Raw genomic sequence first — 20024 nt, forward strand, 5'->3', positions numbered from 1 at the left:
CAGGGCATCCAGCAGTCGTCTCGCCGCCGCGAAGAGCACGGTCAAGTTCACGGCTTCGTTCAAGTCTCGGAGGGCTCTTCCAACCAGCAAGCGAGCGGTGAATCCGTCTCTGACCGGCATGACTGCCGGGAAACTGAATATCCGCCTGAGCTGCGCAAGCATGTGAGTCTTCCCCGACCCGGAATGCGATCCGATCATGGTGGGGCCGAGGGGTTGCCGGATCAGAGGCGCACGTTGCACCACACGCTGGAGTTCATCTCTTAGCTCATGCCCCGTGAACGCCAGGAGGAACGGAGATTCCGGGAGGCGAGCGCTGGGTGCCTTTGGCCCCAACCGGTTCCACACCGGGGAGGTCTCGTACCGGCCGATCCGGTGCGGCCAATCGACAGCGGCAGCAGTGGTCTTGAGGAATCTCTCCACCGTGGCCCCTCTCGCGAGCTTCCTTTCAGGGCAGTCTAGCGGACACCCTGTCGGTGGCTGGCCGTCGCGGGAATGCTGACGGGAACGCCGAGGGCCCCAAGCGCTTTCGCACTTGGGGCCCAATGTGTCGAGCAGTTAGGCCTTGGTCAAGCCGTCGATGGCCGAGGCGAGGGCGTCGGAGGCGGTGTCCACCTCCTCCTGGGTGGCGCCCTTGTCGCCGTTGACGGTGGTGGCCGCGTCGCGGGCGGCGGTGAAGGCCGCCCAGGAGTCGGCGGTCCAGCCGGCCTCGGTCAGTTCGGCCGCGTCGTCGAGGTGCACGGCGAGGCCGGACTTGTCGATGACTTGGATGAGGAACTGGAGTTCGGCGACGTTGCAGTAGCCGTTGCCGCCGCTGAGGCGCAGGGCCCCGTAGTGGACGGGTTCGGTGAGGGCGACGGTGTTCCAGCCGCGGACCGGGGTGCCGGTGCTCGCGAACTTGGTCCAGGTCGCGCCGCCGTCGTTCGATCCCTGGATTTCCAGGCCGGTCGCCCGCAGATACGCGCTGTCCCTGGGGAAGTACTTCACGCCGACGACGGTGAACGCGGTGCCGTCAGCGGGGAGCACGGTGTTGGTGCAGGACTTGGTGGTCGTGTCGGTCCAGGTCCCGGTGTTGCCGTCGAACATGGCCCATCCGTTGGCGGACGCGTCCTTCGTGCCGTCCCAGGAACCCGTGCTGGCCGCGACCCAGGACTGATCGAAGGCGGCGGGTGCCTCGGTCGCCGCCGGGTCCAACAGGTCCCAGGCGTTGACGAGGCGCTGCGCGAGCGCCTGCTCGTCGGCGTCCGGTTCGGCCAGTGCCTCGCGGACCGCCGCGACCTCACGGGGGAACAGGAGCTGCGACCCGCGGGTGTAGGTGCTCAGGTCCACGGCGTCGGCGCGCTCGAGGAGCGGTTCGACGTCGTACACCGGCTCGCCGAAGAGCCGCAGCTCCGCGATGTAGATCGGCGCGCTGTTCACGACCCGCAGGTAGCGGTAGCTGCCTTCGTCGGTCGCGTCGAGGTTCTGCCACGACAGCGTCTTGTACGACGCGTCGGCGACGGTCGTCCAGTTGCTGAGGTCGTTCGAGCCCTGGAGGACCTGGTCGTCCATGCGGCGCACGCCCTCGTTGTCCTGGCGTGCGAGGTAGTCGAAGCGATCCGCGCTGACCTGTGTGCCCGCGCCGAAGTCCCAGATCAGGTAGTACTTGCCGTCGACGGCCGGCACGTCGCTGAAGGTCGTGTGGTTGCCGTCGAGCATCTTCGCCGAGTGGGTGGCCTTCGCCTCGTCGGCCGTGCCATCGGCCTTGACCACTGTGGCGTCGGCGAGGTCGATCAGGTTTCGTTCGTCCGACCCGTAGAGGGCGGTGTTGTCGGTTGCGCCGTGGATCGTCGCCGCCGTCTCACCGTCCTCAGTGGTGTGATCGACGGCGAGGTCGAGGCGGCCGCCGCCGGTGAGGTCGCCGAGCGTGCCGGTGGCCGTCCACGACAGCGAGTCCTCGCTGGTCGCGGCGAGCTCCTGGCCGCCGATGCTCACCGTCGCGTCGCTGATCGGCTTCGCGCTGGTGAAGGTCACCTTGACGTCGTCCCCCGCGTTCACCCTGCTCGCCAGCGCATCCGGCGAGGAGACGGACACGGCGGTGATGTCCCCGGGGACTTCCGAGCGGTCGCCGAAGACGTGGAACTCGGCGATCGACCAGATGCCCGGGTAGGCGGGGTCGATCGGCGGGGCCGGATCGTCGATCTGGAGCTTCAGGTAGCGGTACTCCTTGCCGCGGTGCTCGGCGACGACGGGGATGTTCTCCATGTCGTTGGTGTCGCCGGTCGGCCGCTCGGTGAGGAGGTCCCAGGTGATGCCGTCGTTGGAGCCGTAGACGTTGGTGCCCTGCGAGCGCATCGGGAACGAGAAGCGGGCCTGGAGGCCGAACGACTCGGCCGCGACGCGGTACTGGGTGCCGAAGTCGAGCGTCACGAACCCGACGCGCAGGTCGCCGAAGTGGCTGTGGTTGCCGCCGTCGGCGAGGGCGCGGGCCTGGTCCGCGGTCATGTTGCCGGGCGTGACGGCGTTGCGGTAGTCGAGCGATCCGTCCGCGATGCGCGGGTTGAGCAGTTCGAGCGCTTCGATCGCGTCGAGCAGTGCTTCGAAGGCGGCGCGGAACTCCTCGTCGGTGCCGTTCTCGGACGCGTCCCGCGCGGCGGCGAGCGCGGCCTGGTACGGCTCGTTGGAGGCGGTGGTGTAGACCGCGCCTTCATCGGTGCCGTCGGCGACGGCGGTGTCGATCATCTTGGGCCGGTTCTTGGCCACGAGGAGTTCGAAGGTCCGCGCGGTGACGGCGTCGCCGTCGTCGGCGATGATCTGCACCTTGTGGCTGCCCGGGTCATGGTCGGTCGGCTTCCACGTGACGGCGCCGGTCTCGGCGTCGAGCTCCGCGCCTTCCGGCAGGCCGGAGGCGGTGTGGGTCGGAGCCCCGCCCGCGTCGGTCGCGCCGAGTTCGAAGGTCGAGGTAGCGTCGGGCCACAGGTAGTACTTGCCCCGGGCCTGTGCGAAGGCGGGCGGGGTGAGCTGGGTCTGGGCGTTGAACATCAACGCATCCATGTCCACAGTGGCGCCGTCGCCCGTGATCCGGTAGAACTGGGTGTTGAGGCCGGTCGCCGGGTAGGTGATGTACCGCCATTCGCCTTGCGTGTCAGGCAGTTCGATCCTCGCCAGGACGCCCGGTTCGGGCTCGGCCCCGTTGCGGGGGTCGCGCTCCTCCTTGTCGAGCACTTCCATGACGGCGGGCCCGTCAGTGCGCACGAGGACGCCCAGCTTGCTGTTGCCGGGGTACATCACGCGGCTGACGACGCTGACGGTGCCGTCCGCGTCCGCGGTGGCGCGGGCGAAGGTGCGGTCGCCTTCGGTGGCGATCTCGGTGCCTTCATCGAGCGGGATGCCGTAGTTGCCGAAGGTGAGGGCGGTGTCCTCCACCGGCCTCGGCTCGGTTCCGGCGATCTCGGGCGGGAACGCCACCCAGTACTCGATGCTCTTGTCGCCGGCGGCCCAGAAGTTGTTGACGCCGGTCCCGTAGTTGTAGAGGGGGCCGTCCATGCGCTCGTTGAGCAGGGCGACGTTCGGGGCCTCGGCCTCCACGTCCACGCCTTCGACGTACTTGTACTGGTAGTACAGCTCGTTGAGCGCGTTGAACATCCGGCCGCGGTAGGCCGGGGAGATGACCCCGCCGGTGCCGCGGTCGTCGATGTACTTGGTGGGCTGGCCCATCATGTAGCCGTCGAAGGCGTCGGCGCCCTTGAGCAGGCGGTTGCCGAGGAAGCCGTAGGCGGTAACCGCGTCGTCGGCGGTGGAGACGGTGCCGTCCTCGGGGTCGACCTTGGTTCCCTGCACGTGGAGGAAGCGGGCCATCGCGGCGAAGTTGTCGATGTTGCATTCGGCGTGGGCCTGGTCGCGGCCCATTTCGCGGAGCTGCACGAAGTCCTCGCCGTAGGGGTTGGCGGGGTCGTCGGCTTCGATGAGCGGGATCTGCTGCGCGAGTCCGCCGCTGGTGTAGTTCACGAACTCGGAGTTCACGGTGAACCACTCGACGCCCTTGGCGTAGGCCTCGGCGTCGTCGGAGTAGATCGCGGTCGCGATGCGGCCGTAAAGCCCGAAGTTGTGCTGGTTCATCCACCGCTCGGGCGAGTAGAGGAACTTCTCGACAATGGGGTTCGCGAAGTTGCCGAGCAGCTTCTCGTCGTCTTCGGCGCTCCACACCACGTCGTAGCCGTCTTGGGTGCCGGGGGTGTCGTCGGCGGTCGGCTCGGTGGCGCGGATGATCTCGGCGGCCATGAGGAACTGCGACAGCGGCTTGCCGGTGTGGATGTGCGCGTCGGGGAAGTACACGAAGCCGTCGGGGTTCATGGCCCCCCACGTGCGCAGGGCCTGGATCGCGTTCTTGCGGTAGACCTCGTTGCCGGTCATGACCCACATGAGGGACTGGGTCAGCGCGCCGAAGGAGTCGTTGGTCTCGCGGCCGCGCAGGCCCCCGTGGTTGAAGTTCGGGTCGAGGGCGACATCAGGCTGGGCGGCGGACTTGGAGTTGGACGCCCGGTAGGTCTTGGAGGCGGCGCCGGTCTTGGTCATCGCTTCGAAGTAGGAGGCCCAGGGCTCCTGGCCGGTGCGGACCATCTCCTGCGCGTTGCGGAGGTCGTCGGCTGAGAGGCCCACGCCGGGGTGGACGAATCCGGCGTCGCTCACGGTCTCGTTGATCTGGACGACGTTCGCGGTGAGGAGGTTGTCGTAGGACGTTTCGGCCTGTGCCGCAGGCGGAACCGCGGCGACTGCCGTGATCCCTGCGGCGAGCGCAGCGGCGAGCGCCGTGAGGCGCGACCGCTTTCGATGCCCGACATGCGTCATTGCAGGCGTCCTTTCAAGGAATCGGAATCCATCTATGCGGACGATAACGCCTGCCAAGTCGAGAAGCAAGGCTCAGATAGATAACGTTCTCTGCTAGTTTCGGCAGCCCGCCCGGCGCCGTACCTCCCGGTTACCGAATCGTTATGTTCGCTCGATCACCTTGTCTAGCTGCATGATCATGTCAATCCGTCACCAGGCTGGCATCGACCGGTGGACATTGGTCGATCCAGAGGTCTCGACAAGATTGGAATCGAGATCTAACTTAGAAACCGATATCTACCCGGCGACCCCGAAGGACCCCCGAGTGTCAGAACGACCCCGAGCGCTCTTGGCCATGAGCCCCGAGTTCCTCCCGCAGCTCTTCCCCGAGCCCCTCATGCAGCGACTCGCCGCCGCGCTCGACTTCGACCCCGAGTTCATCGCCCGGGACTTCTCCGACCCCGCCGCGAAGGCGGCGCTGAACGAGGCCGAGGTCGTCATCTCCAGCTGGGGCGTGCCGATGCTGACCGACGAGGCACTGGCCGGGGCGCCGAAGCTCAAGGCGGTGCTGCACGCCGCGGGCACCGTCAAGTGGATGATCGGCAAGGCCGGCTGGGAGCGCGGCCTGGTCGTCTCGAGCTCGTCGGGCGCGAACGCGCTGCCGGTGGCCGAGTACACGCTCGCCTCGATCCTCTTGGCGGGCAAGGGGATCTTCCAGCTGCGGGAGGACTTCCGCAAGGAGCGGACCTTCACGCTCGGCTACATCCACCCCGAGGTCGGCAATTTCGGTCGCACGATCGGTATTGTGAGCGCCTCGAAGATCGGGCGGCGCGTGCTGGAGCTGCTGCGGCCCTTCGATTTCACGGTGCTGCTGCACGACCCGTACGTGGACGAGGCCGAGGCCGCCGCGCTCGGCGCCGAACTGGTGGGGATCGACGAGCTCGTGGCGCGGGCCGACGTGGTCAGCGTCCACGCCCCGGATCTGCCCGAGACCGAGCACCTCATCAATGCCGAGCGCCTGGCGCTCATGCGGAACGGCACCGTCGTGGTCAACACGTCGCGCGGCCGCCTGGTCGACACCGACGCGCTCACCGATGAACTGCTCAACGGGCGGCTCTCGGCGGTCATCGACGTGACCCACCCCGAGCCCCTCCCGGCGCACTCGCCGCTCTACGACCTCCCGAACGTCTTCCTCACCCCGCACGTGGCCGGCTCCCACGGCAACGAGCTGTCCCGGATGGGGCTGTTCATGGTCGAGGAGGCCGAGCGGTACGTGGCGGGCGAACCGCTGCTGCACCGCGTGGACCCCGAGACACTCGGGAGGCAGGCCTGAATCGATCAGTATAGAAACCGTTATCCGTCCGTTGCGCGGCCAATGTGAGTGGCATCAGCAGCCACAGAAATTCGCATCGGTTTTGTAACAAGCTGCAGATTCATTGCAGTACAACCGAACACAACTCGCCGAGATCCGAGATTTCGAAACACGAATCATTGACTGATTTCCATGCCTAGTGATACCGTTATCTCCCCGGCGACCTGGCCCGGCACCCGGCAGGCAACCACCACGGTCGTCGCCATAACCTTCACAACAACCTCATCCCTCACCCCTGTATCAACGTTGATCTAAGGAGGCCCCTCATGGCTCAAGTCTCACGTCGCAAACTCCTCGGCGCGGCCGGCGTCGCCGCCACCGCCGCCACGCTCGGCACCACCGCCGCCTGCTCCGGCGGCACCGGCGGTACCTCGGGCGGCGGCGACTACGACATGCCGACGTTCCAGCCCGCTCCGGAACTGGACGTCCAGCCGTTCTACTCGTCCGAGACGCCCGGCATGGAAAGCGTCTACACCGAATACCCGAAGACCTTCTTCAAGTCGGTCGAGCGCGAGCCCGGCTCCGGCGGCAAGGTCACGACCTTCCAGCTCACCTGGGGCGACCCCGCGACCCCGCTCGAGGAGAACACCTACTGGCAGGAGCTCAACGAGCGCCTCGGGGTGAGCTTCGAGCCGCAGTTCGTGCCGCAGCCGGTGTTCGACCAGAAGTTCGCGACCATGCTCGCCTCCGGCGACGTCCCGGACCTGGTCTTCGTCAACGACCAGTCCGCGGGGAACCTCCAGGGCATCCGCGACGGCGCGTTCGCCGATCTCTCCGAGACCCTCTCGGGCGACAACATCCTCAAGTGGCCCAACCTCGCCGCTCGCAAAGAGGAGATCTGGCAGGCCAGCCTCAAGGACGGCCGCATCTACCAGATCCCCTCGATCGTCTGGGCCCTCACCAACCTGCCGGTGATGCGCACCGACCTGGTCGACCAGACCTCGATCGGGCGCGCCCCCAAGGACGCCGACGAGCTGTTCACCATGCTCAAGGAGGTCTCGGCCCTCGGCACGGGCCCCGGCGGCCAGAAGGTCTACGGGCTCAACAAGTACGACGCCCACCCCGGAACCGCCTCGATGTTCCAGCGCCTGTTCAAGACCGGCGCCGAATGGCAGCTCAACGGCGACGGCGACCTGGTCCACATCACCCAGACCGAGAACTACAAGGCGATGCTCGAATGGCTCGCCCGCGCCTGGGCCGAGGGGATCTTCGACCCGGTCTCCATGTCCCCCACGGCTACCGACATCGTCTCCGGCGCGGCCCTGCGCTACGACGCGGTCGGCGCGGCCATCGGCGGGGCCGGCCTGTCCCAGTGGGAGGCCGACCTGCCGGGCGCGACGTTCGACTTCTTCGACATGCCGGGCTTCGACGGCTCCGAGCAGCTCGTCGTCCGCAACGTGCCCTACGGCCGGTCGACCTGCGTCTCGGCGGCAGCGGCCGAGGACGAGGACCGCCTCACCGAGATCCTCAACGTCCTCGACTACCTCTCGGCGCCGTTCGGCTCCGAGGAGCAGTACTTCATCGCCAACGGCACCGAGGGCGTCCACCACACGGTCGACGCGCACGGCATCCCGATCGTCAACCCCGACAGCATGATCGACCTGTCCGTCCAGTACGTCGGCGTCACCTCCGGTGACAACTCGTACCGCATCCACCCGAACGCGGCACCGTGGGCCGACTCGTTCGTCACCGTCATGGAGTCCATGGCGCAGAACTCGATCGCACGCCCCCTCGAAGGGCTCGAGTCCGCCTCGCAGACCTTCGTCACCAAGGGCGCGCAGCTCAAGCAGCTGTGGACCGACTTCGAGACCGGCGTGATCACCGGCCGCGAGAGCATCGACGACCTGCAGTCCTTCTCGGACAACTACATGTCGCAGGGAGGCACCCAGGTCCGCGACGAGTACACCCAGGCGCTGAAGGACGCGGGCAAGTGAGCGTAAGCACCACGGACGCCGGCCCCGGGACCCGCACTGAGCGGGCCCCGGGGCCGTCCGCGCGCCCCCCACCACCCACACACACGCTGCGCCCACGGGTCTGGCGGGAGCGCTGGTCCTACACCTTCATCATCCCCGGCGCCGCGTTCTTCCTGGTCTTCATGTACGTGCCCATGGCCGGCAACGTGGTCGCGTTCCAGGACTACTCGCCGTTCCGCGGGATCGAAGGCTCGCCGTGGGTGGGCCTGGCGAACTTCAACGCGATCTGGACCGACCCCGAGATCATCACCGCGCTGCGGAACACGCTCATCATCGCGTTCCTCCAGCTGGCCTTCGCGTTCCCGGCACCGATCGCCCTCGCGCTCCTGCTGCACTCGCTGCTGTCGACCAAGGTGAAGCGGCTCATCCAGACCATCGTCTACCTGCCGAACTTCCTCTCCTGGGTCATCGTCATCTCGGTGTGGCAGCAGGTCGTGGGCGGCGGCGGGCTCGTCGCGGGACTCCTCGACAACTTCGGCGTGACCGGCTTCAACCTGATGAGCGACGCCGACAACTTCAAGTTCCTCGTCGTCGCCCAGAACATCTGGAAGGACGCCGGCTGGGGCACCATCATCTTCTTCGCCGCGATCGCCGGGATCCCTTCCGAGCGTTACGAAGCGGCGGCGATCGACGGCGCTTCCGGCTGGCAGCGCACCTGGCACATCACGCTCCCGGCGCTCGTCCCCGTCGCGACGCTCCTGCTCATCCTGAACATCGGCTCGATCCTCACCGTCGGCTTCGAGCAGCTCCTGCTCCAGCAGCCGATGGTCGGCGCCGACGCCGCGCAAGTGCTCGACACGTTCGTCTACTTCAGAGGCGTCCTCGGCGGCCAATGGGGCATCGCCACCGCCGCGGGCCTGCTCAAGGGCATCATCGGCACCATCCTGGTCCTGTCGGCCAACAAGCTCGCCAAGAAGATGGGCGGAGAGGGGATCTTCTAATGGCCACCGCAACCGTGAGCCGTCCGCCATGGATGAACCCGCCCTCGGTGTGGGTCAGGGCGATCAAGGCGATCGTCATCGTCTGCATCGTCATCACGATGATCTACCCGCTGGTCTATGTCATCGCGATGAGCTTCGCCGCCCCCGAGCAGGCCCGGGCGGGCGTCATCTTCCCGACCAAGTTCTCGCTCGACGCCTACCGCGCGATCCTCAACGGCGGCACCGTCGTCGACGGCCTCCGCAACTCGCTGTTCATCACCGTCGTCGGCACGCTCCTCTCCCTCGCCGCGACCTCGATGCTCGCCTGGGGCCTGGTGCGCACTCGCCAGGTCCCGGGTGCCAAGATCGTGCTCGTCGGGATCCTCGCCACGATGTTCTTCAGCGCGGGCATCATCCCGAACTTCATGCTCATCAAGTACCTCGGACTCCTGGACTCCACCTGGTCGCTGATCATCCCGGGCCTCATCTCGGCCTTCAACATGATCGTGATCCGGAACTTCTTCCAGGGCCTCCCAGAGGAACTCATCGAAGCGGCGCGCATCGACGGCGCGGGCGAATGGCGGATCTTCCTGCAGATCGTCCTGCCGCTCTCCAAGCCCGTGCTCGCCGTGATGGGCCTGTTCTACGCCGTGGCCTACTGGAACACCTACTTCAACGCGCTGCTCTACATCAACGACAGCACGAAGTGGCCCATCCAGGTCGTCCTCCAGCAGTACGTCCTCGCCGGCGTCGCGATCCCGGGAGCCGTCGTCACTGAAGGCCAGCCCCCGCCGCCCGGCGTGACCCTCCAGATGGCGGTCATCGTCCTCGCGACGATCCCGATCCTCGTCGTCTACCCGTTCCTCCAGCGCTTCTTCACCTCCGGCGTCCTCACCGGCGCCATCAAAGGCTGATTCCGAGGGTCAAGACAACTGAATACAACCGGGCCGGTCACCGCGAAAGCGGCGACCGGCCCGGTTTCGGTGCACCGATCGGACACCATGCTCACCGGTCAAAGATTCTTGTTTTTGTAGGGTTCGTCAATGGCGCGCCTTTAACCGACGCTGGCTTGTCGTTTACGCGGCGGCGCTTCGCGGGACGCCGTCGTGCGTGTTCTACAAGCGACAGGACCGCTGAACCCGCGAGTCACGGATCGTGTTGTTGACTTGACCTAAAGTGACGCATAGATTCTCCTTCGAATCCGACGACCACCATCGTTTTCTTGGAGGAACCATGAAGTGCCGCAATGACTTCGAATCCGCCCCCATTCAGCCTTCGCGCCGACAGGCCGTTTCCTACTCGACCTTCTTCCTGAACGTCCTGACCGGCCGCAAATCCGCCGCGGAGGCCCGGTTGCTCGCCACCGACGCCGGGTGGAGGGCCTTCACGAGAGTGCAGCGGCGGGTGCCGACGCGGTTCCGGCAGGTCCGGGTCGTCGACGCGAAATGCCCGACGCCGGATGCCACCGAGGTCGTCGCGATGGTCGAGAACGGCACCGCCCACCAGGCGATGACGTTCACCTTCCGTGCGACACAGCACGGCTGGCGGCTCGACCACTGCGACCTCATCCACGCCAACCAGCGGCGCAGGCCGATGCACCGGCGCTAGCCGACGAAGCGGCCCCCGGCGCCGGGGGCCGCTTCGTCGGTAAGTCAGGGGGCGTGCGCGGCATTCGGCGCACCGACGGCGGCGGCCGCTGCCGAGGCGAAAAGCCCGCTAAGAGAATCGAGACCTTCGATGTTTGATGCGGACCGGTGGGTCAGCGGCGAGTGATGGATTCGGGGGCGGTGAGGCGGGCGGCGTCCGCGGCGGCGAGGCCGGCGATGTGGCCCTCGTAGTTGGTGATGCGGGTGGAGCGGCCGAATTTGAGGCGGGGGAAGAGCTCGGTGGTGCGGGCGTCGACGCGCTGGTCGCGTTGGCGCATGACCGGGACGAGGTCGGTGCCGGTCTCCTCGGTGAAGTCGCGGGCGGTGTCCTCGGCGGATTCGCGGAGGCGTTCCCCGATGCGCATGGCAAAGGAGGCGAGGAACGACTGGCGGAACGAGCGGGTCTGGGACTTGCCGCGTTTCGCGTTGACCGAACCGACCCGGGTCATCGCCGAAGTAGCCTGCACCAGAAGGGAATTGAAGAGGAGCTCGACCGAGCGTAGGTCGGCCCGGTCGCCGATCAGCGTGGTGAAGCCGCCGTCGGGCCAGTAGACGGAGCGGCAGTGGTTCGCGTCGGCGATCTGGGCGAGGAGCTCGGACTTCGGCTGCTCGTAGGGGCGCTCGATGATGACGCGCAGCGCTTCGGGTTCTCGCTTGCCTTGTCCCGCTTCGGCAAGGAGCGCCTCGTTGATGCTGTGGCGGGCGATCAGCTGCTGCGCCTTGGCGGTGAAGGCCTCGGCCTCCGCGTCGGAGTCGGTCGATTCGGCCTTGGCGAGCAGGGCCCGGATCTTCTCGTAGACGCGGGAGGATTCGGCGACGCCGAGGCCGTGCGTGATGAGGACGTCGCCGGGGAGCGGCTCGACCTTCGGGATCTTCGGAAGTCCACTGAGGAAGTCGAGCGCCTCGAGCACCGCGGCCCACAGGACGATCCGGTCCCAGCGGCCGAGGCCCGCGCTCGCTTTGGCCACGCCCGCGAACGGGACCGCGGTCGCGAGCTCCTCGCGCTGCACGGTCCACCTGTCGCTGAGCTGCATGTCGCTGTAGCGCGCGAGCTGGCCGCGCATCACGACCGCTCCGGCGCGGACCGCCTCGGGGCTGAGGGACTTGCGCAAGGCGCTCAAGGCTTCCCGGGGCATCCAGCCCCATTCCCAGGCACGGAGGGCCGCGTCGCCGCCGAGTTCGTCGAAGACGCCGGCGAGTGCGGCGGGCCAGCCCGCTTCGGCGGAGGAGCCTTCGAGGTCGGAGGCGGCGTCGACCCAGTCGAGGCGTGCGCTCTGGGCCCGCTGGAGGACGCCGAGCACCGCGTAGCGGGCGCGCCCTTCGAGCGGCAGCCCGTTCAGCTCGTCCTGTTGCACCGTTCCCCCGATTCCGCGAACGCGAAAGCCCTGCGGTCACTCCTGCGACTGTATCAATCTCGCAGGTCACGGGGCCAGCGCTGGAGTTCGGGTCGGGGGTGAGTGGAGACACCCCGCGCGGCGAGGGCACGCGGGGTGCCGTCCGGTCAGGCGTAGACCTCGAATTCGGCGACTCGGGGCGTGCCGCTCGCGCTCGTGATCACGAAGCTGACCTTGGTCGTGGAGACGGCGGTGAAGGAGATCACCCCCGCGCCGGTGCCGGAGGCGAGGACGGCGCCCGTGGCGTGGTTCACGAGCTGCCAGTTGTCGATGTTGCCCGCGGTGCCGGAGGCTTCGCGGATGTTGACGGTGTCGATCGTCTTCGCCGAGCTCCATTTGACGGAGACCGTGCCGGTGGTGCCGCTGGGCGACCAGTAGGTGCTCATGTTGCCGTCGATGACGTTGCCGTAGCTGGTCCCGTCGGCCTTGCTGGAGCCGTCGGCGCCCGCGCCGAGGCTGAGGTTGGTGCCGCCGGGCGGGTTGGTCGGGCTGGTGCCGGGGTCAGTCGGGCCGGTGGTCGGGCTGGTGGTGGGGTTGCTCGGGCTCTGGGACGGGGACTGCGCGTTGCAGCTGCCGTCGGAGACCTGGTTGCCCTTGTTGGCGCCGGCCGTCTTGGCCACGATGCTCGGCACGCAGGAGGCGTTGTCGAGGGCGTAGCTGTAGGGGATGCTCACGGTGGTGGTGGACGGCATGCTGGGTCCGGCGGGGTAGTTCTCGCTGCCCTGGGCGGACCAGGTCACGTTGTCGAGGATGTTGCCGCTGGTCTGCCAGGTGCCGCGCTCGTCGGTGTAGAAGGTGCCGAGCACGTCCTTCGAGTCTTCGAAGTAGTTGTTGTCCACTTTGGCCTTGGCGCCGGCGCGGGAGTTGATGCCCGATTCGACGATGCCGACGTAGTGGTTGTTGTAGACGTGGGCGGTGCCGCCGCGCAGCAGCGGAACCCGCGAGTTGAGGTTCTGGTACAGGTTGTGGTGGTAGGTGATGAAGCTGTTGGTCAGGTCGGTCTCGCTGGAGCCGACCAGGCCGCCGCGCTCGGAGTTGCGCATGATGCTGTACGAGAGGGTGACGTACTTGGTGTCGTTCTTCATGTCGAAGAGTCCGTCGTAGCCTTCGGCTTCGCCGCCCGAGGCTTCGAGGGTGAGGTGGTCGGCCCAGACGTTGCGCACGCCGGATTCCATGCCGATGGCGTCGCCGCCGTTGGAGAGGGGCGAGCCGGACTTCTTGACGTTCTTGACGGTGAGGTTCTGCAGGATGATGTTGCTGGACTCGCGGATGTGGATGCCGATCTGGTCGAAGGTCGCGCCTGCGCCGACGCCGACGATCGTCACGTTGCTGACGCCCTTGAGGTCGATCAGGGTGGAGCCGACGTCGCAGCTGGAGCCGGAGACGTCGGTGGTGTTGCCGTGGTTGATGGTGCCCTCGACCTGGATGATGATCGGGGTGCTGTCGCTGGCGCGGTTGCACAGGGCTTGGTTGATCTGCGTGCCGGTGGTGGCCCTGACGGTGGCGCCGCCCGCGCCGCCGGTGGTGCCGCCGTTCTGGGTGGCGTATCCGGTCACGCCGCCGGTTGCCGCGGACGCGTTGGTGATCGACATGGCGACCCCGGCGGCGACGACGGCCGTGGTGGCCAGCACTGCGGCGAGTCTTCGTGCGACTGTTCGTCTCATCTGGGAGCTCTCCTAAGGGGGAGATAGATCGAAATATGTCAATGAGTTTAAGGAAAGGGCTTTCCCGAGGTCAATACCTCTGGTGCAACCGATTGCTGAAACTTTTCGATCCCGGTCGTCAGCGGCCGGTGCGCGAACAGCCGTCCGAGCCGCTGAACTCGCGGCCAGGAGCGGCCGCGGCGATCGGCCGTGCGGACAGCACAATGTGAGTGCGAGTCCCCCGGCTCAGCCTGGCGTGCGGCCCCAACGCGGCGCTCGGCGGCCACGTCTCGCTCGCGATGGGCGGAGCGATCGCGGCCGCCCTCATCCCCGCCCTGGTCACGAGACCGCGCGAAGCGGCCCCGTCCGCCCCGTGAAAGCGTCGAACGCCGGAAGGACCGGCAAGTCCTGAATGGACTTACCGGTCCTGGCGTTCAGTGCGGCGCCGGTCAGGCCTGGCCCCAGAAGGCGTCTTCGGCCTCCTGGTCGGCGGAGAAGAGCCACATCTCGGCGATCCTGCCGTCGGCGACGCGGAGGACGTCGATGCCGTCCATCGACATCGAGGCGCCCTCCCGCTCGCCGGAGAAGCGGACCGGGAACGCGGCGAGGTCGCCGTTGACCATCGGCCCGCCGGTGAACTCGAGCGCGAACGTCCCCTCGCTCACGTCCATCTGCCCGCCGATCATCGCGCCCACGGCGGCCGCGGACTCGCGGACGCCCGAGAAGCGGTTGGCGCCGGGCTGGTGCCAGGCGATGTCGGGGGCGAACAGTCCGGTGGCGGTCGGGATGTCGCCGGCGGACATGGCCTCGTAGTACTGCGCGGCGACTGCGGCGGTGGTGGCGGACTCGGTCATCGATCACTCCTCTGATGCGTTGTTCCTGCTTCCGGCCTATAGTCACTTGGAGAAACCATGAACTACAACGTAACCATTGGAGCCTTGTGGCGCATGTCATACGAACCTGACTGGAATGTGCTCACCGCGACCTGCCCCTCGCGGACCTCGCTGGTGCGGATCGCCAACAAGTGGACGGCGATGATCGTCATCGTGCTCGGCAAGGGCCGCACGCGCTTCCGCGACCTGCGGACCGCCGTCGAGGGCATCAGCGGCAAGGTCCTCACCGAGACCCTGCGCGACCTCGAACGCGACGGCCTGGTCAGCCGCCACGTCTTCGCCGAAGTCCCGCCCCGCGTCGAATACGAGCTGACCGACCTCGGCCGCACCCTGCACGGACCGCTCAGCGCGCTCGGGCAGTGGGCCGAAGCCCACATTACCGAGGTCCTCGACGCCCGCGACCGCTACGACCGCGACCACTGATCTCCCGCAAGCGGATCCGATGCGGGTCGTCGGCGCTATCGGTGCTGGCGCCGGTAGGCGGCGGGCGGGATGCCGCATGCGGCCGTGAAGGCGGCGTAGAAGCGGCTGACCGAGCTGAAGCCCGAATCGGCTGCCACGGCAGCGATCGGCAGGTCGGTGGTGACGAGCAGGCGCCGCCCCTCGGCCAGGCGGCACCGGGTGAGGTAGTCGTTGATCGTGGTGCGGACGATCTTGCCGAAGTGCGTCATGGCGTAGTTCGGGTGCAGGCGCGCCGCCGCGGCGACATCGGCCACGGTCAGCGGCTCACGGAAGTGCTCGGCGATGTGCCGGGCCATCGTGACGACATGGCGCAGTGCGGGATCGCCTCCGGAGTAGTGGCGCACCCGGTCCTGCGGCGCGTCCAGTCCGAGGCGCCGGACCCGCGCCTCGACCTCGAGCAGCAGGATGCGACGGCGCTCCGGTTGCGCGCTGGCCAGATCGGCGGCCCACTGGGTGAAGCTCGCGGCGTCCGCTTCCATTGCCGCCGAAGGCGGAGCGATGAGCGGCATCCCCGAGAGCAGGCGCCCGACCAGGGCGGTCGGGAGGCCCCAGCCCAGGAACGTCGCGAACGGCACCTGCACCCAATGCGCCCGGGTCGCGGAGTTCGCGACGAGCTGGTGGGGCACCGCCGCCCAGAACGCCGCCACCGATCCGGGCCCGATCTCGACGGGCTCGCCGCCGAACAGGTAGAGCATCGTGCCGCCCTCGGCGACGAAGTTGATCTCCAGGTCGTCGTGCTGGTGGGCGGTGTCCATGAGGATCGGCCGCCCGGCCCACCCCACCAGCTCCGGCGGTGCGATCGCGATCTGAGGATCCAAGAAGAACTCGTTCCAATCCGTGAAGACTTCTCTGATCGGAATGTATACGGTGATGCCGCAGCGGTCGGCACCGGTCGCGACCGATCATCCTCGATCACCAAGGAGTCACCCGTGTTCTCAATCGGCATCGTCGGCGCCGGCCAGTTCGCCGGCGCGTTCGCGAAACTGTTCAACGCCCACCCCGGGGTCTCCCGCGTCACCGTCACCGACCTCCTCCCCGAACGCTCCGCGGCCCTCGTCGGCGAGCTCGGCCTGGCAGGGGTGGCGGACGACTTCGACGCGATGCTCGCCTCGGACGTGGACGCCGTCGCGATCTTCACCCAGCGGTGGACCCACGGCCCGCTCGTGGAGCGGGCGCTGCGCGCGGGCAAGCACGTCTACTCGGCCGTGCCGATGGCCTTCACCGCCGAGGAGATCGCCGCGATCATCGACGCCGTCAAGGAAACCGGCCTCACCTACATGATGGGAGAGACCAGCTACTACCACCCCGCCACCGTGCTCGCCCGGCAGAAAGCCGCCGAAGGCGCCTTCGGCCGCGTCTTCTACGCCGAGGGCGACTACGTGCACGACATGGACCACGGCTTCTACGCCGCCTACCAGTACAGCGGCGGCGACGACTGGAAGCGCACCGCCAGCTTCCCGCCCCTGAAGTACCCCACCCACGCCATCGGCGGCGTGCTCGGCGCCTGGAACACCCACGCCGTCAGCGTCAGCGCCATCGGCGTGCCCGACCAGCGCGGCGACGGCGTCTTCGACAAGTCCGTGAGCATGTTCGCCAACGATTTCTCCAACGCCACCGCGCTGTTCGAGACCGCCGACGGCGGCAGCATGCGCACCAACGAGTTCCGCCGGGTCGGCCTCGCCCACTGGATCCCGGAGTCCCGCTTCACGTTCTACGGCACCGAGGGCATCCTCGAGCAGAACTCCCGCTCCACGTTCTGGCATGAGCGGTCCGGCCCCCTCAACGACCTCACCGACCTCGTGAAGCCCGGTTGGGCGACCGGCGCCGACGACCCCGTCCTGGCCAATGTCGACCCGGCGCTGCACGACTCCTTCATCTCCGGGCATGCGCCCGTGCACGACACCTCCGCGCTCCCGGTCGAGTTCAAAGGGCTCGGGAACGGCCACATGGGCAGCCACCAGCTGCTCGTGCACGACTTCGTGACCGCTGTGAACGAGCGGCGCCTGCCGAGTGTGAACGCCTGGGTCGCCGCCCGGTACACCCTGCCGGGCATCGTGGCCCACGAGTCCGCGCTGCGCGGCGGCGAGCGACTCCGGATCGACGACTTCGGCGACGCACCGGCCACCGCCTAGACCCGGGGCGATCGAGATGATCAAGACGTTCGTCGACGCGGTCACCGACGGCCCGGTGACCTTGACGGTCCGCTTCTGGAGCGGCAGGACGCTCTCGTACACCGCGACCCGCAACGGCGACACCGGCACCGGCACCGGCACCGGCACCGGCACCGGCACCGGCACGGTCGTTTAACCACAGGAACCCCGACCGGGGGCGGTGCACTCGCGCCGCCCCCGGTCGGCATGCGTTGGAAACCCCCGGCGCACAACTTGAATCCCCACGACGAGATCAAATTTCCGCAGATTCGTCCAATCTATTGACAAATTTAGATGTAGACAAGCATCATCGTTTTGGACGGATGGTCCAACAAACTTCGGCACAACGGCAGCAAGTGCGCCTTGCCGCCGAGTCATGGAAGGCGACGATGCCAATGCGGCGAATCACATTCATCAGACGTATGGCCATGGGAGTGGCCGTCGCGCTCAGTGCCGCACTGGCCTCGACGCTCCTGGCGGCCTCGCCCGCGCAGGCTGCCGGAACCTGCACCTCGGGCGGCACGGTCGCCATGGGCAAGTACTTCGTGACCAACAACCTGTGGGGCGCGGGCTCGGGCTCGGGCTGGCAGTGCTCATGGGACAGCTGGCAGTCCGGCGACTCCGTCGGGTGGGGCACCAACTGGAACTGGAGCGGCCAGTCGAATTCGGTGAAGAGCTACTCCAGCATCGTCCTCGGATGGCACTGGGGCTGGCAGCGGCCGGGCACCGAACTGCCGGTGCGCGTCGGCGACTACCGCTCCATCCCGACCACCTGGAACTACACCGTGAGCCAGTCGGGGACGATGAACGTCGCCTACGACCTGTGGCTGCACCCGATGTCCAATCCAGGTTCGTCGAACAACCCGACCGACGAGATCATGATCTGGCCCTACCGCGACGGCGGGGCCGGACCGGCCGGCACCTACCAGACGACCGTCAGCATCGGCGGCGCCAACTGGGACCTCTACCGGGGCTGGATCGACGCGGGCAACGGCGTCGGCTGGAACGTCTTCTCGTTCATCCGCACCGCGAACACCACCTCCGTCAACCTGAACCTGCGCGACTTCACCGGCGACCTCATCTGGCGCGGCTGGCTGAGCGGCGACAAGTACCTCTCCAGCGTCCAGGCCGGCACCGAAGTCTTCATCGGCAGCGGACGAGTCGACACCAACAGCTACTGGGTCGACGTCCAGTAAGGATCGGCGGGCGGGCCCGGTCGGTGACCGGCCCCGCCCGCCGATCTCGCACTCCCTGATCAGACACCGATCCCCGAGCGCAGGCCGCCGGTCTGCGCCGCCGCCCCCTAGAGAAAAGGGATACCTCAATGGCAGCAGTCCTCCGATGGCGCGGCAGCGCGGCAGCGGTCTTCGCGATCGCGCTCGTGCTGGCTTCGGCGCTGACGGTCTTCATGGCACCGAAGGCCGCGCACGCCGCGCAGCTGACGCAGATCAGCAACTTCGGCAACAACCCCGGCAACCTCGGCATGCACCTGTACGTGCCCGACAATGTCACCGCGAACCCGGCAATCGTGGTCGGCATCCACTGGTGCAACGGGTCGGCCACCGACGCCTACAACGGCTGGCAGTACGACGAGCTGGCGGAGCAGTACGGCTACATCCTGATCCTCCCGAACGTGACCCGGGACTACAAGTGCTTCGACGTCTCCTCCCCGGCCTCGCTCAGCGGCACGGGCAGCGACTCGGTCAGCATCAAGTCCATGGTGGACTATGTGATCGCCAACCACGGAGCCGACCGCAACCGGGTCTTCGCCACCGGCTTCTCCTCGGGCGCGATGATGACCAACGTCCTCCTCGGGGTCTACCCGGAGGTCTTCAAGGCCGGGTCGGCGTACGCCGGCGTGCCGTTCACGTGCTTCGCGACCGACAACGGCTCGCAGTGGAACTCCGAGTGCTCCGAGGGCCGGATCGACCGCACCCCGCAGCAGTGGGGCGACGCGGTCCGGGGCGCCAACCCCGGCTACAGCGGTCCGTGGCCGCGCATGCAGCTCTGGCACGGCACCGAGGACGACGCGCTCCGCTACCCGAACTTCCAGGAGGAGATCGACCAGTGGACGAACGTCAACGGCACCGACCAGACCGCCGACTACACCGACACGCCGGAGCCGAACTGGACCCGCACCCGCTACGGCGGCACCGGCGGCCAGGCCCTGGTCGAGGCGAACAGCCTGAACGGCGTCAACCACTTCCCGCCGATCCGTGAGGCCGAGACGCTGCGCTTCTTCGGCCTGGCCGCGCAGCAGTCGGGCGCCAACGCGATCGTGGGGGCCGACTCGAACCGGTGCGTGGACGTGCCCGGCTCGCCTGCGGCGAACGGGACCCAGGCGCACCTGTGGGACTGCTACGGCGGTGTCAACCAGCAGCTGACCCGCACCTCGGCGGGTGAGCTGAGAGTGGGCGGCAAGTGCCTCGACGCGCATGGCTGGGGTACGGCCAACGGCACCGAGGTCGTGGTCTGGGACTGCTCGGGCGGCGCGAACCAGCGCTGGAACGTCAACGCGAACGGCACCATCACCAACGTCCATAACGGATTGTGCCTGGACGCGAACGGCGCGGGCACCGCCAACGGCACCCTGATCGTCCTCTGGACCTGCAGCGGCAGCGCCAACCAGCGCTGGAGCCTCCGATAGGACCCCTGCGGCGGCCGCGACCCGGTCGCGGCCGCCCATTCGAGCGCGCAGGAGCAGCTGGGACGACTCCTCCACGGCCACGCCCCGTTCGTCATCGAGCAGAGGTTTGGCGACCAGGCGA

General features: G+C 67.7%; 16 protein-coding genes. 11 read left to right on the plus strand and 5 right to left on the minus strand.

Annotated features, from left to right (window positions below; translation table 11 throughout):
- Positions 1–555 precede the first annotated feature (555 nt).
- Entirely contained in the window at positions 556–4824 is a 4269-nt protein-coding gene (locus O1R50_RS20520) for a putative Ig domain-containing protein (protein ID WP_270112050.1), read from the minus strand.
- Between the two features lie 334 nt (positions 4825–5158).
- Between O1R50_RS20520 and O1R50_RS20525 the strand changes: the two genes are divergently transcribed.
- From O1R50_RS20525 to O1R50_RS20545, 5 genes are all read left to right on the plus strand, one after another.
- Positions 5159–6136 carry a hydroxyacid dehydrogenase gene (locus O1R50_RS20525; protein WP_408612766.1) on the plus strand — a complete coding sequence of 326 codons (978 nt, stop codon included), beginning with the start codon at positions 5159–5161 and terminating at the stop codon, positions 6134–6136.
- A 305-nt stretch (positions 6137–6441) separates the two neighbouring features.
- On the plus strand, positions 6442–8109 hold the full coding sequence (locus O1R50_RS20530; RefSeq protein WP_270112052.1) for an extracellular solute-binding protein: 1668 nt from the start codon (positions 6442–6444) through the stop codon (positions 8107–8109).
- Entirely contained in the window at positions 8106–9089 is a 984-nt protein-coding gene (locus O1R50_RS20535; protein WP_270112053.1) for an ABC transporter permease, read from the plus strand. Before O1R50_RS20530 ends, O1R50_RS20535 begins: the two co-directional genes overlap by 4 nt.
- Positions 9089–9982: a carbohydrate ABC transporter permease gene (locus O1R50_RS20540; protein ID WP_270112054.1), complete on the plus strand. Its 894-nt coding sequence runs from the start codon at positions 9089–9091 to the stop codon at positions 9980–9982. The genes O1R50_RS20535 and O1R50_RS20540 overlap by 1 nt, the downstream gene beginning before the upstream one ends.
- 319 nt (positions 9983–10301) lie before the next feature.
- Complete coding sequence (locus O1R50_RS20545) at positions 10302–10676, plus strand: Rv3235 family protein (RefSeq protein WP_270112055.1); 375 nt, start codon at positions 10302–10304, stop codon at positions 10674–10676.
- A 151-nt stretch (positions 10677–10827) separates the two neighbouring features.
- On the opposite strand, the gene O1R50_RS20550 is transcribed toward O1R50_RS20545, so the two are convergent.
- Positions 10828–12069 (minus strand): DUF2786 domain-containing protein, encoded by a 1242-nt coding sequence (locus tag O1R50_RS20550; RefSeq protein WP_270112056.1) that lies wholly within the window; start codon positions 12067–12069, stop codon positions 10828–10830.
- A gap of 146 nt (positions 12070–12215) precedes the next feature.
- On the minus strand, positions 12216–13772 hold the full coding sequence (locus O1R50_RS20555; RefSeq protein ID WP_270112057.1) for a pectate lyase family protein: 1557 nt from the start codon (positions 13770–13772) through the stop codon (positions 12216–12218).
- 209 nt (positions 13773–13981) lie between these two features.
- Here O1R50_RS20555 and O1R50_RS20560 point away from each other — a divergent pair, with 209 nt between their 5' ends.
- A complete protein-coding gene (locus O1R50_RS20560; RefSeq protein WP_270112058.1) occupies positions 13982–14128 on the plus strand; it encodes a hypothetical protein in 147 nt (48 codons plus the stop codon).
- A 72-nt stretch (positions 14129–14200) separates the two neighbouring features.
- Here the strand turns inward: O1R50_RS20560 and O1R50_RS20565 are convergent, their stop codons facing one another.
- On the minus strand, positions 14201–14605 hold the full coding sequence (locus tag O1R50_RS20565) for a nuclear transport factor 2 family protein (RefSeq protein WP_270112059.1): 405 nt from the start codon (positions 14603–14605) through the stop codon (positions 14201–14203).
- Positions 14606–14698: 93 nt separating this feature from the next.
- On the opposite strand from O1R50_RS20565, the gene O1R50_RS20570 reads away from it, so the two are divergent.
- A complete protein-coding gene (locus O1R50_RS20570; RefSeq protein ID WP_270112060.1) occupies positions 14699–15067 on the plus strand; it encodes a winged helix-turn-helix transcriptional regulator in 369 nt (122 codons plus the stop codon).
- Between the two features lie 35 nt (positions 15068–15102).
- On the opposite strand, the gene O1R50_RS20575 is transcribed toward O1R50_RS20570, so the two are convergent.
- Positions 15103–15924: a helix-turn-helix domain-containing protein gene (locus tag O1R50_RS20575; RefSeq protein ID WP_270112061.1), complete on the minus strand. Its 822-nt coding sequence runs from the start codon at positions 15922–15924 to the stop codon at positions 15103–15105.
- Positions 15925–16035: 111 nt separating this feature from the next.
- Here O1R50_RS20575 and O1R50_RS20580 point away from each other — a divergent pair, with 111 nt between their 5' ends.
- The 4 genes from O1R50_RS20580 to O1R50_RS20595 all read left to right on the plus strand — a co-directional run bounded on the left by O1R50_RS20580 (position 16036) and on the right by O1R50_RS20595 (position 19903).
- A complete protein-coding gene (locus O1R50_RS20580; protein WP_270112062.1) occupies positions 16036–17238 on the plus strand; it encodes a Gfo/Idh/MocA family protein in 1203 nt (400 codons plus the stop codon).
- Positions 17239–17254: 16 nt separating this feature from the next.
- Positions 17255–17413 carry a hypothetical protein gene (locus tag O1R50_RS20585; RefSeq protein WP_270112063.1) on the plus strand — a complete coding sequence of 53 codons (159 nt, stop codon included), beginning with the start codon at positions 17255–17257 and terminating at the stop codon, positions 17411–17413.
- Between the two features lie 238 nt (positions 17414–17651).
- On the plus strand, positions 17652–18452 hold the full coding sequence (locus O1R50_RS20590; RefSeq protein ID WP_270112064.1) for a GH12 family glycosyl hydrolase domain-containing protein: 801 nt from the start codon (positions 17652–17654) through the stop codon (positions 18450–18452).
- A gap of 128 nt (positions 18453–18580) precedes the next feature.
- The gene (locus tag O1R50_RS20595; RefSeq protein WP_270112065.1) at positions 18581–19903 is read left to right on the plus strand and encodes an extracellular catalytic domain type 1 short-chain-length polyhydroxyalkanoate depolymerase; all 1323 of its coding nucleotides are present in this window, start codon (positions 18581–18583) and stop codon (positions 19901–19903) included.
- Positions 19904–20024: the final 121 nt, after the last annotated feature.

It is taken from the genome of Glycomyces luteolus, from assembly GCF_027622875.1.
Taxonomy (GTDB): domain Bacteria; phylum Actinomycetota; class Actinomycetes; order Mycobacteriales; family Micromonosporaceae; genus Glycomyces; species Glycomyces luteolus.